A 14,752-nucleotide genomic window follows, 5' to 3' on the forward strand; every position below is an offset into this window, starting at 1 on the left:
ATTAAATCACAAGCCTAAACGCAAGTATTAACAACGTTTTGTTAATGTTTGTTCACTACAAAATTTTAAAATCCAAACAAGAATGCAGCATTAACAAGGGCTGTAGGGTTGCGACCTCGATTCGAGTGTCAAACTCGGGAGGCTACCGCTTAAATCACCGTATGATTTCGCACAAGGCTTGCGCTCAGCTGAAAATTTTATGAGGTCGGTTGATTTATTACCAAAGGCAATTTATTTTAGATATAGAAAGGTCGGCCTTCAGAAATTTTCATTGGCAAACAAGGGGCATTGGTAAGTGCAGGCTTGAGCTAAGCGATTGCAGGTCTGGGTTTAGTGTGTCAATAGCGACAGCCTGTGTGCGCCAATCGTGCGGCACCAATGGCCCGTAGCTTTGCTATAAAATTTCTGTGAGCCTTGATTTTTTGTTTCTTTTTTATCAAGAAAAAAGAAAGAGAGAAATATCTTTAATAAATACAAACGCTAAACGGAAACAACCAAAAAAAGGCCGCCATCGATCAACGATGGCGGCCTTTTTTGCACACATTATCACTTATTTCGTCTTCTTGCCTTTTTGTGTTCCTGTGTAGGTATATGATTTTTTGGTTTTGCCCTTTTTGGTTAAAGTGGCAGTGCCCTCAATACCGTCTTCTGTAATAGTACCTTCCCAGGTATAAACCATTTCTTTTTCACCTTCCGCGGTAGCGGTAAATGTTGTTACATAAGGTTTTTCAGTTGAGTCCGTTGTGGCTTCATAAGGAGTTGCTTTAAACCCCTCTTCAAGCAACAGCTTACACGAGAATTTGCCGCTTGCAAACTTCAGATCATCCTTTACTGTTTCAGGTTTCTTTTTGCCATCTTCAGTTACATCGCAAGTGTAGGTTTTTTTATCAAGCGGCCCCGGCGGAACCTTTTTTGATTGCGCAAAGGCCACGTTCACCATTAAGGCAAGCGTAATACCAACCTGTACTAATTTTTTCATTTCTGTTTGGTTTATAATTTGTTTTTATTATTTGTAATACGCCATACCATTCCTGATCACAGTGTCAGAATTTACCCTGGTTTTATGCCAAAGGATGGCTGTTAAGCCGGCAAGTTTATTTATTTTTTGCTTTTAATTCCTGAACCTCGATCCGGAATTCCTGGGCAGCTTTTTTAACATCCTGTAATGCTTTACGCACACGTGTTCCGGCAGCGGCATTGCCGTTATAAAATTTTTGTACATCTGCATCCATGGCAGCAACGATGTTCTTTAGGTTTTCGTACTTGTTCATGTTATTTTTGTTTTGGTTAGTAATTTATTTTGGTTAATAATTTAAACAGCCGCTATTTTGTCGGCCTGGTACTGGCCCGATTTCAGTTTGCCCACGATTTTCGAGAATGCATCGATCGTATATTTTACATCATCAAGTGTATGCACGGCGGTTGGTATAAGCCGTAGTATGATAATTCCCTTTGGAACTACCGGGTAAACCACCATTGAACAAAAAATATTGAAATTCTCCCGCAGGTCGAATATAAGGTTGGTTGCTTCGGGTATTGATCCGTTCAGGTAAACCGGTGTAACAGGCGATTGTGTTTTACCGATTTCAAATCCAGCTTTTTTCAGTCCGTCCTGTAACGCATGTGTTATTTTCCAAAGATTCTCCCTTAGTTCGGGTTTCGTACACATCAGCTCGAGGCGTTTTAAAGCGCCTATCACCAATGGCATTGGCAAAGCCTTGGCGAATATCTGCGAACGCATATTGTAACGGAGGTATTCGATCACCTGCTCCTCGCTCGAAATAAAACCGCCGATCAAAGCGAACGATTTCGCGAATGTGCCGAAATAAATGTCTATGCCATCCTGTACACCCTGTTCTTCACCTGTTCCGGCGCCTGTTTTGCCCATCACACCAATGCCATGCGCATCGTCAACAAACAAACGGAACTGGTATTTCTTTTTAAGCGCTACAATTTCTTTCAGTTTTCCCTGGTCGCCGCTCATGCCGAACACCCCTTCAGTAATAACCAAAATGGCTCCGCCGGTTTCTTCGGCCAGTTTCGTTGCGCGCTCAAGCTGCTTTTCCAATGAAGTGATGTCGTTGTGCGGATAAACATACCGTTTCCCCATGTGTAAACGAACTCCATCCAGTATGCAGGCATGTGATTCAGCGTCATATACAATCACATCATGACGATCAACTAAACAATCAATGGCCGATACCATTCCCTGGTAGCCGTAATTAACCAAAATAGTGTCTTGTTTATGAACAAAATCAGATAGTTCGGCTTCAAGTTGTTCGTGGTAGTTGGAATTTCCCGACATCATACGGGCACCCATTGGAAGCGCGAAACCGTATTTTTGAGCCGCTTCAGCGTCTGCTTTTCTGACTTCCGGGTGGTTGGCTAAACCAAGATAATTATTAAGACTCCAGTTTAAACGTTCTTTTCCCCTGAAAACCATACGTGGACCTATTTCACCCTCAAGTTTAGGAAAAGTAAAATAACCATGTGATTCTTTCGCGTGCTGACCTATCGGCCCCCTGTTACTCTTTATTTTTTCAAATAAATCGATCATCCTCTTTTTTGACTTAAAATTTAATTAATGTACGAAATTAAGCGGATTCTGCGATATTATCAAAATATTCAAAATTTAAATACTAACAACGTAACACATTGATAATGAAAAAATTAAAGCTAAGTTAAATGCTTAGATTTCAACAAATTATATTATCTTTGCAATCCTTTAAAATAAATATGCTGAAGCACTTTAAATATTTCTTATCACTTAGCACCTTAATTTTAATATTACCGGCCTGTGATAATTATGCCAGGATAGCTAAAAAAGGAACGATCGAGCAGAAGTACGAGTATGCCATTAAAGCATATGATAAAGGCCAGTATACCCGTGCACTTCCTTTGTTGGAAGAATTAATCACTGTTTACCGCGGAACCGAGAACGGCGAAAAGGTTTTGTATTATTATGCGTATTCTAATTACAATACAGGCGATTATATTTTATCGGGTTATCATTTTAAGAATTTCGCCAGGTCTTTTCCTAACAGTCCCAAGACCGAAGAGTGCCTGTATATGAGCGCATATTGTTATTACCTCACATCACCGGGATATAGTTTGGATCAGACAGATACACGCGCGGCCATCCGTGAATTTCAGACATTCGTTAATCAGTTTCCTAAAAGTGCAAGGGTAGCCGAAGCCAATGAAATTATTGGTAAACTCCGTAATAAGCTTGAAACAAAGGCCTACGAAATAGCCAAACAATATTACCGTACCACTAACTATAAATCAGCCATCGTAGCAATAGGGAATGTTACAAAGGATTACCCTGATTCAAAATACAATGAGGAATTAAGTTTCCTGTTGGTGAAATCAAATTATTTACTTACCATAAACAGCATCGATTCAAAAAAGGCGGAACGCCTGCAATCAACTGTTGATGCGTATCAGAAATTTGTGGACAAATACCCTAAAAGCGGTTTTTTAAAGGATGCCGGATCTATTTATGATTCAGCATTAAAATTAAAGCAAAAGTTAAAAATTCAAACATCATAATAAACATGGACTACAAAAAAACAAATGCGGAGAACACCACAGTAACGCGCGATCTGCGTATGCTTGACGTTAAAACGAATAATGTTTATGAGGCGATCTCAATCGTTTCTAAGCGCGCTAACCAGATTGGCAGCGAAATTAAAGAAGAGTTGACAAACAAGCTGGCTGAGTTTGCATCTCATACTGACAACCTGGAAGAAATATTCGAGAACAGGGAGCAAATTGAGATCTCTAAATTTTATGAGCGTTTGCCAAAACCTTCTGACATTGCTGTCCATGAGTTTTTGGAAGATAAGATCTATTACAGGAAACCTGTTGTAGAAAATATTTAATAAACCATTGTCATCCCGGTCCCGGTTAAAGCCGGAGACCAGCATGGCAGTTTCGTCATGTTACGCGGAAAAAAAATCCTTTTAGGCATAACGGGTAGTATAGCTGCATATAAATCAGCCGTACTTACCCGTTTGTTTGTTAAAGAAGGCGCTGCTGTTAAAGTGATCATGACTCCCTGCGCAAATGATTTTATCACCCCGCTCACACTTTCTACACTTTCTAAAAACCCGGTTCATTTGGAATTTTACAGCGCGACTGATGGCACATGGAACAATCATGTTGAGCTTGGTCTTTGGGCGGATGTTATGATCATAGCTCCCGCATCGGCCAACACCATTGCTAAAATGGCCGCGGGTTTGTGCGATAATTTATTGCTTGCCGCTTATTTGTCCGCGCGCTGTCCGGTTTATATAGCCCCGGCTATGGACCTGGATATGTTGAAACACTCTGCCACTAAAAATAATATCACTAAATTAAAATCATTCCGGAATACAATCATAGCTCCCGATACCGGCGAACTTGCCAGCGGCTTGCATGGCGAGGGTCGCATGGCTGAACCGGAGACTATTGTTGAATTTATATCCGGAGAATTAAAAAAAAAAGCTCCGTTAAACGGTAAAACCGCTTTGGTTACTGCCGGTCCCACCTACGAAGCTATTGATCCTGTCCGTTTTATAGGGAATCATTCATCCGGTAAAATGGGTTTTGCTATCGCTGAAGAACTTGCCCGTCAGGGCGCGGAGGTGGTGCTGATAAGCGGCCCGACTATGCAAACAGCAGGAAATACTTCCATAAGGCTCATCCATGTCACATCGGCAAAGGAAATGCTGGATGAGTGTTTGAGATCTTTTCCTTCAAGCGATGTTGTTGTAATGTCCGCTGCCGTGTCTGATTATACCCCTTCGGTGACCGCCAAACAGAAAATAAAAAAGAAAGGCGATGATCTTGCCATTAAACTAAAGCCGACAACTGATATTCTTGCCGAATTGGGTCGCAAAAAGAAAGCTTCGCAAGTATTAGTGGGTTTCGCTCTTGAAACAAATAATGAATTGGAGCACGCCAAGGAAAAACTTAAAAAAAAGAAACTCGATTTTATTGTATTGAATTCGTTGAAAGATAAAGGTGCAGGTTTTAAAGGCGATACCAATAAGATCACGATCATAGACAAGAACAATAAAACCACTAAATTTGAGTTGAAAGACAAGAAAGAAGTGGCACGGGATGTTGTAAAAAAGATCATTGATTTTATTTAAAATGCGGCGATTATTTATTTTTCTTTTAATTATTTTTTCCGGTTTCGTTTCGGCCCAGGAACTTAACTGTGTGGTACAGGTGCTTACGTCTCAGATCCAGGGCGACAAGCGGATCTATGAAACGATGCAAAAGGCCATATTCGAGTTCGTGAATAACACGCGATGGACCAGGGATGTTTATAAGAATGATGAACGTATTGAGTGCAGCATTCTGATCAATGTAACCGAACGCAGCTCCGATGATTTCAAGGCCACGATACAAATACAATCGCGCAGGCCGGTTTATAAAGCTTCCTACAACTCTGTGTTGTTTAATTATATCGACCAGGAATTTCAGTTTCGTTATGTTGAATCTCAACCCCTGGAATTCAATGAAACTACACACATTTCCAATCTCACCTCTGTTCTGGCATTTTATGCCAACATGATTATCGGACTGGATTATGATTCTTTTTCACTAAATGGCGGGACACCTTATTTCCAGAAAGCAAATGCTATTGTAAACAATGCGCAGAATGACCAAGCAGCCAAAGGCTGGAAATCGTTCGAGAGTCAGCGTAACCGGTATTGGATGGTGAATAATCTGCTTGATCCCGTTTACGCGCCTATACGTGAATTTAATTATAAATATCACCGCCTCGGATTGGATGTCATGGCTCAATCCAAAGATCAGGGTAAAGCTGTTATTGTCGAGAACATGACTCTGTTACAGAAGGCCTACCAGGCCCGTCCTGCATCATTCACTTTGCAGGTATTCTTTAATGCCAAAGGCGATGAGCTGGTCAATATTTTTTCAGGGGCATTTCCTGATGAAAAAACAAAAGTGGTAAATATTCTTAATCAGGTTGATCCTGCCAACAGCAATAAGTATCAGAAAATACTGACTGCCAACTGAGCTTATGGAAAAACAGGGATCGGGTTGGGTTGAATTAAAGAAGATTAAATGATAACGGCTACTAACTTACATAAGTCATACGGTTCATTAGAAGTATTAAAGGGAATTGATATTGCCGTGATGCAGGGTGAAGTGATCTCTATTGTAGGTGCCTCGGGAGCCGGTAAGACTACACTGTTGCATATATTGGGGACGCTCGACAGGCCCGATGCCGGGAGTGTTGAAATAAACGGAGTGGCAATTACAGGGTTGAACAGCCGAAAGCTGGCAGAGTTCAGGAATAAAAATATTGGTTTTGTTTTTCAGTTCCATCATTTATTACCTGAATTTACAGCGATCGAGAACGTTTGTATTCCGGCCTTCATTGCCGGCACTTCACAAAAAGATGCGCAGAAGGCGGCAACTGAGCTGCTTGAATTTTTGGGGTTAAAGGACAGGTTGAATCACAAGCCTTCCGAATTGTCGGGCGGAGAGCAGCAGCGCGTTGCTGTGGCCAGGGCACTGATAAACAAGCCTTCCGTTATTATGGCCGATGAACCTTCAGGAAACCTTGATTCGGCAACTGCAAAAGAGCTGCATCAGCTGTTTTTTACATTACGCGACCAGATGAAACAAACATTCATCATTGTTACGCATAACGAAGAGCTTGCCAAGCTTTCCGACCGCAGATTTGTTTTAAAGGATGGCCGGCATGTGTGATTGTTGGTATTATTTCTTAGTTGTTGGTTGTGAAGCTTACAGCATTTTACAAAAGCTAAATGTGAAAAAAAAGTCTGACCCATTTGAAGCCCTTCGTATCCGCGATTTCAGTTTCTTTATACTTGCCCGATTTACCTTAACTGTTGCCATTCTTATTCAAAGTGTTATTGTTGAATGGCAGATGTATAAGATCACCCATGATCCATTACAACTCGGACTTATTGGTTTGGCTGAAGCTGTCCCGTTCATTTGTATCGCTTTATTCGCGGGGCACGTTGCTGATATCATCAGCCGGAAGAGAATTATTATTTGTGCAACCTTATTTTTAATTATCGGGACTTTTGCACTATTTTATTTTTCAATTAACCTGGAAAGCAATGTTAAAAATTATGGCACTTTACCCATTTATGCAGCCATTGTTATAACTGGTTTATCACGTGGATTTCTGGGTCCCTCTTATTCTTCATTTTTAACTCAGCTTGTTCCAAAAGAATTGTATGTGAGTGCTGCTTCGTGGAGCAGTTCGGCCTGGCAAACCGGTGCTGTGGCCGGTCCTGCTATTGCAGGTATTCTGTATGCCTATTTGGGATTCACTACTTCGTATGCCATTGACATAGTCTTAATATAATCATCATTAATATACATCCTGTTCATACCGGCTCGGCCTGCTGCAAAAAAAGATCGCAGTGAATCGGTGAAGAAAAGCATAACAGCCGGAATAAAATTTGTGTTTTCCAACCAGATCTTACTTGCAGCAATTTCACTCGATTTGTTTGCTGTTTTGTTCGGTGGCGCGGTTGCCTTGTTACCCATTTTTGCCGACCAGGTATTACATGTTGGTCCGCAGGGCCTTGGCTTTTTACGTGCTGCACCTGCCATTGGTGCTGTAATTATGGCGGTTGTTTTAACATTTAATCCGATCAGGAAAGGAGCGGGAATGAGGCTTTTACGCAACGTGGCGCTGTTTGGCATTTTTATTATAGCCTTTGCGTTGTCGACCAATTTTTATTTATCTCTGTTGTTTTTGGTCATAACTGGTGCTGTTGATTATATAAGTGTTGTAATACGATCAACCATACTACAAATAATGACACCTGATGAAATGCGCGGAAGAGTGTCATCTGTAAACAGTGTATTTATTGGTTCCTCTAACGAGATAGGAGAGTTTGAATCAGGAACGATGGCCAAATTGATGGGATTGATTCCCTCTGTGATTTTTGGTGGCTGTATGACATTGGGAGTTGTATTGACTACTTATAAAGTTGCGCCTAAGTTGAGGGAGTTGGATTTATAAAATTGAGGGCATGCAATTTATTCGAAAATAACCTTCGGTTTTTCTATAAACTCAATAACCAATATGTGGTGCCTGCCAAAATAAAACTATCAAACCGATCTAATATTCCTCCATGGGCGGGAATGACTTTACTATAATCTTTCACCCCACAAATTCTTTTATAATGGGAAGCCATTAAATCTCCCACTAAAGCACTTGTACATATAAGCAAAGAAAATAAAATTGACATAAGGAGTGAAAGGCCGAAATAATGCCCAATCAGAATAGAAGTAATTATCGAAGTAATATATCCTCCTAAAACGCCCTCCAGTGTTTTATTAGGACTGATTTTTGACAGGAATTTATGTTGGCCAAATAATTGTCCGGTAATTTGCGAAAACCCATCAAATGTAAATACCAACACATAAACAAATAATTGCTTATGATCTCCTTTTATAAAGGAATATTGGAGAAAACCGAAGCTAAAGAATAAAAATATGGTAATTGAAATAAAAAGTATTGATTTGTTCTTTAACTGTGTAGTTTTCCACACCATAATTATTTCATACAAGCCAATTATTAAAATGATTGCTGCAACGAAACTAAATCCGATGTCATATAACAGGCTCAATACAATTCCATTTACAATGATAAAGTAGATGAAATATTTTAACCACCTGTTAGATTTTTCTTTGGTATCAGTTGTTTTCCGGTTAATAAAAGATATGCCAATTGCCCCTAATGAAAAATAAACAGCGACAATATAAAGCAAATGCCACTTCATCATATGATTTTTTTATGCTCTTTTATTATAAAGTAAATTCCCTTAACGTTTGATCGTAGTTTAGGTATAAGAAATATAATGGTCAGGGCTTCAATATAAGCGAGATAACTACATGTAATCATAAAATAAAAATACCACGAATTGTAGCCGAAAAGGAAATATGTAAAAATGAATATTCCCTGAATATAACCAACGGTTTTACTTGAATACAGGTGAAGACTCGGAGTTCGTTTAAACTTTATCAGTGAAACAATTTCATAAGAAATAAATAATAGTATTAATAGCATAAAAACAAACTGATGCTCCTTTACAAAATCGCTCTCCAGTACGATCATTCCTGAAAAGGCCATTAAATAGGTGCCAATATCTGCTATGGAATCCAAACGTGCTCCAAATTCGGTTTCCAGTTTAAATGTTCGAGCAATCAAACCATCCAAAATATCTGTAATTAAATTAATGGAAAGTAAGGTTATAAATAGCCTTTTTTCCCCTGTAACTATTGTCCAGATAATAAAGGGTATGGCAACAATCCGGTATGCGGACAATGCATTAGGTATATTAAATATTTTGTTTTTGCTCATGTTTTTACTGTTTAATTTCATTGTAATGTGAAAATGATTTATCAAATAGTATTCCATGTAATGTTTTAAATGGATTCGTATCTTTTTTTCTGGGATATAGCCCTATCATCATAGTTATCCATGAGAAATGTGAATATTGATGATGTGCTTCATGATTCCCAATTCCCATACCAAGTGGAAACCAATACGTGTTGCTTTCTTTATTTTTTTTAGTTCCCATATGTTCGCACCAATGTCTTAATAGCTTAACAATATTCACTGAAAACAATGTGCCGAGTATAAATCCTATCGGAGGAAGTCTGTACCAAATTATTGCTGTTGAAATTAAGGTTGAGAAAAGTATAAATGGAATACTTATTGAAAGTTGATTTGATGAATGATATTTTAATTCTCCTAAATTCTTTTTCCTCCCCTTTAACAATAAAATGAATGTAAAAATTAACGGAATAAGTTCACAAAGGATATATAGCCATCTTTTTTTTAAATACAATTCCTTTTTAAAATCTGGCCACAAAGGATCGACATCATTATTTGTATTAACATGATGAAACAAATGATATTTCCTGAATGGTTCGGCATAGAATGGAAGTAACATAAAAGCTGCACCAATATTCATAATGAAACGATCGAGCTTTGTGCGGGTGATTGCTTTGTGCGCACCGTCATGGATTACAACAATGAAAAATGAATGAAGCATTAATGCAGCCGGTATAATTGTCCAATAATAAGCTGACCGAAACCCATTAATGCATATGCAAATTCCTTTTAAAAGCAATCCTGCAGTAAAAAGGGTTGCAATTGGTATTATCCATTTATACTTCCGTAGTTCTGCCTCTATTTGCTTTTCAAAATTGAATTTTTCTAACATGAATTTTATTTTTAAAATGATAATAAATTGTTTAATAAAAACATTGTCAATAATGCTGAAGCCGGTATAGTGATGTTATCATACCCCTTTATACTTATTGCCTCGGTTAAAGCAGTAGTTAAGGCAATAACAAACGAAACGATTATAATATTAACATTATTATAACTGGCTTTAACTTGCATGAATAATAATAAGCAAATCAACATTGCACTTAAAAAGAACATGGATGAACCCATCAGGGTCTTATCATCTTTGCCGATTTTATACTTTCCCTTCGGCCATTTTTTTCCTGTTAATGCAGCAATTGGATCACATACTGCAAGAATTAAAATTGGCAAATAAAAAAATAAATATTGATGATTTGTGTAATCAAAAGCTAAGTAACATAAATAAACAGATGCTGGATATACAATGCTGCCAAATGATTCGCGATCAATTGCATTAATTGATTTCAATAAATTAAATTTTAAACTAGAGATAAGTAGTATGGCAAAACCTGAACAAAGCAAAAATACCAGCCAGTGATTACCTAACATTACAGGAAATAGTAATGTGAGAAAACCTGTTCCAATATGAACAAATTTTCTTGTAAATTCTGCTTTCACTTTTATTAAATGATGTAAAAGTTCAGCCGTTCCGAATAGTGTCAGGAAGGAGAGTGCAAGAATCAACATATTTATAATATCCCAGCTCATTTATTTTTCTTTCTTCCGAATTTTTTGTGAGCTGCTGAAAAATGTCCCGCTGAAAGTGCGGCAGCAATAGAAAGTTCACCAGCTAAAATCAATGCTCCGCAAATTTCTGCGAATTTTCTTGCTTTCCCTGTTCCATAACAATCCATTAATTCTAGACATTCACGCTGGGTAGGAAGAGAAGTTCCTCCTCCAACAGTTCCGACAATCAAATTCGGAAGTGTAACACTTGCATATAAACTGTCATTGTTAATCAATTCCATTCTCGTAATTCCAATTGCAGCTTCAGCAACACAAGCAGCATCTTGCCCGGTGGCAATAAATAAGGCTGTAAGTCCGTTTGCAAAATGCCCCTGTGCACCAATTGCTCCACTTTGAATTACTCCAAGTGTGGATGTTCGCCAATATTGTTCCATTGCATGAGGAGTAGTTTTCAACACGCTGACAACGACTGCTTTTGATAAAACAACTTCGGCAGTAACCTTTTTGCCACGAACATTTGTAAATGAAAGAGCAGTCGCTTTTTTGTCACCGGAATAGTTGCCCTCTATGAACCAAATTATGGGTTTAACAGGTGCATTCCCAATAATATACTTGCAAATTTCATCAGTACAAAGTGTTACCATATTTTGTCCCGAAGCATCCCCTGTATAATATTCAAAAGTTAATATGAGATGATTTCCTTCTATGTTCGATTTCAGATTATTCAGTTTTGCAAATCGGCTGCTTTGTTCAGTAATTTTTTTGAAAACATCCATCTGTTTTAAAGCCCAAATCAGAAAGAGTCCCAAATTACCTACATTGTCGAATTTGAAAACAGGGCTCCGCTGAACGCCCTCGACAAGACAAACGGAAGTAATACCGCCACTCATCTTGGTCGCCTTTGCTCCCCGATGGTAAGATGCTACAAGCGCACCTTCGCTTGTAGCAAGAGGGACAAAGAAATCTCCTTTTGCAGCCGAGCCAAGAACACCCAAAGGACCAATAATCCCGGTAGGAACCTGAGTCATACCAATGTAGTTTTCTATGTTCCCATCAAATGACTTTATGTCTCCGAAATGCTTTTTGCCAGAAAGAATATCCATTGACTTGTCTGTTTCGGTTTTTAATACCCCAAGTCGTTTTTGTTGACCCTCTGCAGAAGCCATCTCCTCGGTGGAAAAACTAACTTTCGGAATTTCATTGGCAGATTTGTTTTTAATATTTTCGATCAGAAGATCTACATCATCTATAGTATTTAGAATGTGCAGAGCTCTATTTGTTTTTTCAGTTGAACTTGACATAGCAGTTATTTTATATTAAATATATATTAAAAATCCTTTGTGAAATTTTTGATTCTCAGTTTGTGTGGATAATGGCATAGTTATTAACCTACTTCGTTTTCGCATTAAACCCGAACGAAGCTCCAAATCGTATGCCATCGCTGCTTGGTACAACATGTACGTTTACCGGAATATTCAATTTTCCCGATTTAAATGTACGGCCCGCCGCGAATACAAAACCCCAGTTTAAGGTAAGTTCACCTCGGCTATCAATGCGCTCGATCATTGCAGGTAGGGGACTTGCCGGGTCACCTTTCCATTCGCTTTCCAATTTCCATTCATTGTTATCATAATAACCTTTTGCCTTTTTGATGACATTTACTGTTGGACCGAAAGCAAATTCCCAGCCATAGCGATTATCACGTATCCCGTTCATTAATGTTATGCTTGGTATTATCAATCCATGATCAAGGCCCGAGATCATCGGGATGAATTCGAATAAGGCCTGCATGCGGCCAGCGTTCAGGTATTGCTTTTCGAACTGGTACCCAAACTGGAACATCGCAGGGTATTGCATACCAAAGCCCCCTTTATCTTTAGATGACATGATGTATTTCGCGGTTTGGGCCGTGAGAAAAGTAAAACCCATGCGCGTACCGTTTAACCGGAGTTGTTCTTCAGTAGGGTTATTGGTTAAACTTTCATAATCGAAGCGTTTGGTCAATTTTGCCACTAGGTTATTGTCATTTGTCATTCCAAACATTTTACGAATTGTTATGTTGATCATCGCCGGTATTTCCTGCGATATGTTCAGAAACTCAACTACCTGTGTTTTCTCAATGGTTTCCTTTTGTACATCGATCAACCGCATTGTGATCAAAATGCTTTGACCGATGAGTTCAACACTGCCTGTAAACATTTTGTCGGATTTGATCACTTTGCCCATTTCAACCATGCAAAGTTTGCCATAGCAATTGTCTGTTTTCAACGCGTTCTTTTCGATCACATAGCTAACATCATACCTGTCCATTACTTCAAATGTATCCAGCTTGTCAAGTTCAATGCGGACAAGATTTCCCATTTGTGAAGGATCAATTCCTACTCCTTTCGAATCGATGTTGAGCACGGTCACTTTTGTTCGTGCCGGTTTTTCTAGTTTCAAATTTTGTGCTACTGTAGTCATGCTCAATGCTGTTATCATTCCGATCGCAAGCATAAATTTTTTTGTTGTTTTCATTTTTTTTGGTTTTTAAGTTTTTGGTTTAATTTGTTTTTGTTGATTGATAAAACAAAACTACTTCCACATGGAGCGCAATTAAAACGGCTAAACGCGGGTGGACTTTGAATTGAAGTAAATACTGCGGTTATGAACAGTGCATTTTGACCCACTGAACAACTTTTGCATTTTTTGCAAGTGCTTTTCGGTTAATTATTATAAATTGCAAAAGAATATAACCCCAATAATTACCGTTTACTAAACATTTTTAAGTCAAAACATGAGCAAAAAGGCAAATTATACTGTCCAAACCGAGTTTATTAACAAACTGAAGGATGCGTTACCTCAAAATATTTCGCTTGCCGATGAGCTGAGTGACTTGTTGGAAGTAAGTACGGATAGTGCATACCGGCGCATTCGGGGTGAAACGGCCCTTTCTATAGATGAAGTGGTGAAAATATGCAGGCATTATAAAATACCTTTTACCCCTGTAAGCGAGGAAAATCCCAATACTATAACATTTGGTATCCGTCCTTTAAATAGTGATACGAAGGCCTTTGAGAATTATTTGACCGACCTGCGCAACGACCTGAAGAAGATTGGTTCATTTGATGGGGCGCAAATCATATATGCAGCCGAAGATATCCCTGTTTTTCATCACTTTTGCTTTGATGAACTTTCTGCCTTTAAATATTTCTATTGGAACAAAGAGATATTGAACGCTCCGTTTACAGACAGGAAGAAATTTGATATGTCGCTCATTCCAAAAGAATGGATTAAAACAGGACATGAGATCATTGAATTGTATAACAAGGTTCCTTCGATTGAAATATGGACGGACGATACAATTAACGGTACACTTAAGCAGGTTGAGTTTTTCTGGGAGTCGGGGCTTTTTAAGAATAAGGAAGATGCTTTGCTAATTACCGGTCAGGTAGAGCAGATGATAAAACACATGGAGAAGCAAGCTGAACTAAAAACAAAATTTATTAATGAAAATGAAATTGCAGCGAACAAGGATAATTACAGTCTGTACCGAAGCGATGTAACGATCGGCAATAATTGCATTTTGGTCAACCTCGGCAATATCCAGGCTACATACCTTTCATACCACACGCTTAACTTCATGACCAGCACTTCGGCCAGCTTTTGTGCGCAAACTGACCAGTGGTTGAAAAACCTAATTAAAAAAGCAACATTGATTAGCGGAACATCTGAGAAATACAGGTATCAATTTTTTAAATTAAAATTTGAATTGCTTGATAAATTGAGGGACAAGATTAAAAATGGCTGAAAGTAAGGGGGCGAGTGACCCTGCCTACTCCGCCTCAGGCAGATTCGGCA

At 38.7% G+C, this 14,752-nt stretch carries 15 protein-coding genes and 1 pseudogene; 7 read left to right on the forward strand and 9 right to left on the reverse strand.

Features of this window, described 5'->3' with window-relative positions; all coding sequences use genetic code 11:
• Positions 1–550 precede the first annotated feature (550 nt).
• From HYU69_08365 to HYU69_08375, 3 genes are all read right to left on the reverse strand, one after another.
• Positions 551–979: a hypothetical protein gene (locus HYU69_08365; protein MBI2270356.1), complete on the reverse strand. Its 429-nt coding sequence runs from the start codon at positions 977–979 to the stop codon at positions 551–553.
• A 115-nt stretch (positions 980–1,094) separates the two neighbouring features.
• On the reverse strand, positions 1,095–1,271 hold the full coding sequence (locus HYU69_08370; GenBank protein MBI2270357.1) for a histone H1: 177 nt from the start codon (positions 1,269–1,271) through the stop codon (positions 1,095–1,097).
• A 41-nt stretch (positions 1,272–1,312) separates the two neighbouring features.
• On the reverse strand, positions 1,313–2,554 hold the full coding sequence (locus tag HYU69_08375) for an aminotransferase class I/II-fold pyridoxal phosphate-dependent enzyme (protein MBI2270358.1): 1,242 nt from the start codon (positions 2,552–2,554) through the stop codon (positions 1,313–1,315).
• Between the two features lie 182 nt (positions 2,555–2,736).
• Between HYU69_08375 and bamD the strand changes: the two genes are divergently transcribed.
• From bamD to HYU69_08405, 6 genes and pseudogenes are all read left to right on the forward strand, one after another.
• Positions 2,737–3,552: an outer membrane protein assembly factor BamD gene (bamD, locus tag HYU69_08380; GenBank protein ID MBI2270359.1), complete on the forward strand. Its 816-nt coding sequence runs from the start codon at positions 2,737–2,739 to the stop codon at positions 3,550–3,552.
• Between the two features lie 5 nt (positions 3,553–3,557).
• Entirely contained in the window at positions 3,558–3,884 is a 327-nt protein-coding gene (locus HYU69_08385) for a DNA-directed RNA polymerase subunit omega (protein ID MBI2270360.1), read from the forward strand.
• Positions 3,885–3,941: 57 nt separating this feature from the next.
• On the forward strand, positions 3,942–5,138 hold the full coding sequence (gene coaBC, locus HYU69_08390) for a bifunctional phosphopantothenoylcysteine decarboxylase/phosphopantothenate--cysteine ligase CoaBC (protein ID MBI2270361.1): 1,197 nt from the start codon (positions 3,942–3,944) through the stop codon (positions 5,136–5,138).
• Between the two features lies 1 nt (position 5,139).
• Complete coding sequence (locus HYU69_08395) at positions 5,140–6,033, forward strand: DUF4835 family protein (protein ID MBI2270362.1); 894 nt, start codon at positions 5,140–5,142, stop codon at positions 6,031–6,033.
• Positions 6,034–6,081: 48 nt separating this feature from the next.
• Positions 6,082–6,732, forward strand: a complete 651-nt coding sequence (locus tag HYU69_08400; GenBank protein ID MBI2270363.1) for an ABC transporter ATP-binding protein — start codon at positions 6,082–6,084, stop codon at positions 6,730–6,732.
• A pseudogene (locus HYU69_08405) lies at positions 6,725–8,026 on the forward strand (MFS transporter). The gene HYU69_08400 and the pseudogene HYU69_08405 overlap by 8 nt, the downstream one beginning before the upstream one ends.
• 43 nt (positions 8,027–8,069) lie before the next feature.
• On the opposite strand, the gene HYU69_08410 reads toward HYU69_08405, so the two are convergent.
• From HYU69_08410 to HYU69_08435, 6 genes are all read right to left on the reverse strand, one after another.
• Positions 8,070–8,792 carry a phosphatidate cytidylyltransferase gene (locus HYU69_08410; protein MBI2270364.1) on the reverse strand — a complete coding sequence of 241 codons (723 nt, stop codon included), beginning with the start codon at positions 8,790–8,792 and terminating at the stop codon, positions 8,070–8,072.
• Positions 8,789–9,370, reverse strand: coding sequence for a CDP-alcohol phosphatidyltransferase family protein (locus tag HYU69_08415; GenBank protein MBI2270365.1), 582 nt, complete (start codon positions 9,368–9,370; stop codon positions 8,789–8,791). The genes HYU69_08410 and HYU69_08415 overlap by 4 nt, the downstream gene beginning before the upstream one ends.
• A gap of 4 nt (positions 9,371–9,374) precedes the next feature.
• Positions 9,375–10,238: a fatty acid desaturase gene (locus tag HYU69_08420; protein MBI2270366.1), complete on the reverse strand. Its 864-nt coding sequence runs from the start codon at positions 10,236–10,238 to the stop codon at positions 9,375–9,377.
• A gap of 11 nt (positions 10,239–10,249) precedes the next feature.
• On the reverse strand, positions 10,250–10,933 hold the full coding sequence (locus HYU69_08425) for a phosphatidate cytidylyltransferase (protein MBI2270367.1): 684 nt from the start codon (positions 10,931–10,933) through the stop codon (positions 10,250–10,252).
• On the reverse strand, positions 10,930–12,213 hold the full coding sequence (locus HYU69_08430) for a hydroxymethylglutaryl-CoA reductase (protein MBI2270368.1): 1,284 nt from the start codon (positions 12,211–12,213) through the stop codon (positions 10,930–10,932). The genes HYU69_08425 and HYU69_08430 overlap by 4 nt, the downstream gene beginning before the upstream one ends.
• An 88-nt stretch (positions 12,214–12,301) precedes the next feature.
• Positions 12,302–13,429, reverse strand: a complete 1,128-nt coding sequence (locus HYU69_08435; GenBank protein MBI2270369.1) for a hypothetical protein — start codon at positions 13,427–13,429, stop codon at positions 12,302–12,304.
• Positions 13,430–13,688: 259 nt separating this feature from the next.
• On the opposite strand from HYU69_08435, the gene HYU69_08440 reads away from it, so the two are divergent.
• Positions 13,689–14,702 carry a hypothetical protein gene (locus tag HYU69_08440; protein MBI2270370.1) on the forward strand — a complete coding sequence of 338 codons (1,014 nt, stop codon included), beginning with the start codon at positions 13,689–13,691 and terminating at the stop codon, positions 14,700–14,702.
• The last annotated feature ends 50 nt before the right edge of the window (positions 14,703–14,752 follow it).

It is taken from the genome of Bacteroidota bacterium, assembly GCA_016183775.1.
In the GTDB taxonomy this organism is placed as follows: domain Bacteria; phylum Bacteroidota; class Bacteroidia; order JABDFU01; family JABDFU01; genus JABDFU01.

What these genes read in the sequence shown, in the direction of transcription:
- HYU69_08365 (MBI2270356.1), bottom strand. Translation starts at nt 979, where the DNA reads ATGAAAAAATTAGTACAGGTTGGTATTACGCTTGCCTTAATGGTGAAC.
- HYU69_08370 (MBI2270357.1), bottom strand. Translation starts at nt 1,271, where the DNA reads ATGAACAAGTACGAAAACCTAAAGAACATCGTTGCTGCCATGGATGCA.
- bamD (MBI2270359.1), top strand. Translation starts at nt 2,737, where the DNA reads ATGCTGAAGCACTTTAAATATTTCTTATCACTTAGCACCTTAATTTTA.
- HYU69_08385 (MBI2270360.1), top strand. Translation starts at nt 3,558, where the DNA reads ATGGACTACAAAAAAACAAATGCGGAGAACACCACAGTAACGCGCGAT.
- coaBC (MBI2270361.1), top strand. Translation starts at nt 3,942, where the DNA reads ATGTTACGCGGAAAAAAAATCCTTTTAGGCATAACGGGTAGTATAGCT.
- HYU69_08395 (MBI2270362.1), top strand. Translation starts at nt 5,140, where the DNA reads ATGCGGCGATTATTTATTTTTCTTTTAATTATTTTTTCCGGTTTCGTT.
- HYU69_08400 (MBI2270363.1), top strand. Translation starts at nt 6,082, where the DNA reads ATGATAACGGCTACTAACTTACATAAGTCATACGGTTCATTAGAAGTA.
- HYU69_08410 (MBI2270364.1), bottom strand. Translation starts at nt 8,792, where the DNA reads ATGATGAAGTGGCATTTGCTTTATATTGTCGCTGTTTATTTTTCATTA.
- HYU69_08415 (MBI2270365.1), bottom strand. Translation starts at nt 9,370, where the DNA reads ATGAGCAAAAACAAAATATTTAATATACCTAATGCATTGTCCGCATAC.
- HYU69_08420 (MBI2270366.1), bottom strand. Translation starts at nt 10,238, where the DNA reads ATGTTAGAAAAATTCAATTTTGAAAAGCAAATAGAGGCAGAACTACGG.
- HYU69_08425 (MBI2270367.1), bottom strand. Translation starts at nt 10,933, where the DNA reads ATGAGCTGGGATATTATAAATATGTTGATTCTTGCACTCTCCTTCCTG.
- HYU69_08430 (MBI2270368.1), bottom strand. Translation starts at nt 12,213, where the DNA reads ATGTCAAGTTCAACTGAAAAAACAAATAGAGCTCTGCACATTCTAAAT.
- HYU69_08435 (MBI2270369.1), bottom strand. Translation starts at nt 13,429, where the DNA reads ATGAAAACAACAAAAAAATTTATGCTTGCGATCGGAATGATAACAGCA.
- HYU69_08440 (MBI2270370.1), top strand. Translation starts at nt 13,689, where the DNA reads ATGAGCAAAAAGGCAAATTATACTGTCCAAACCGAGTTTATTAACAAA.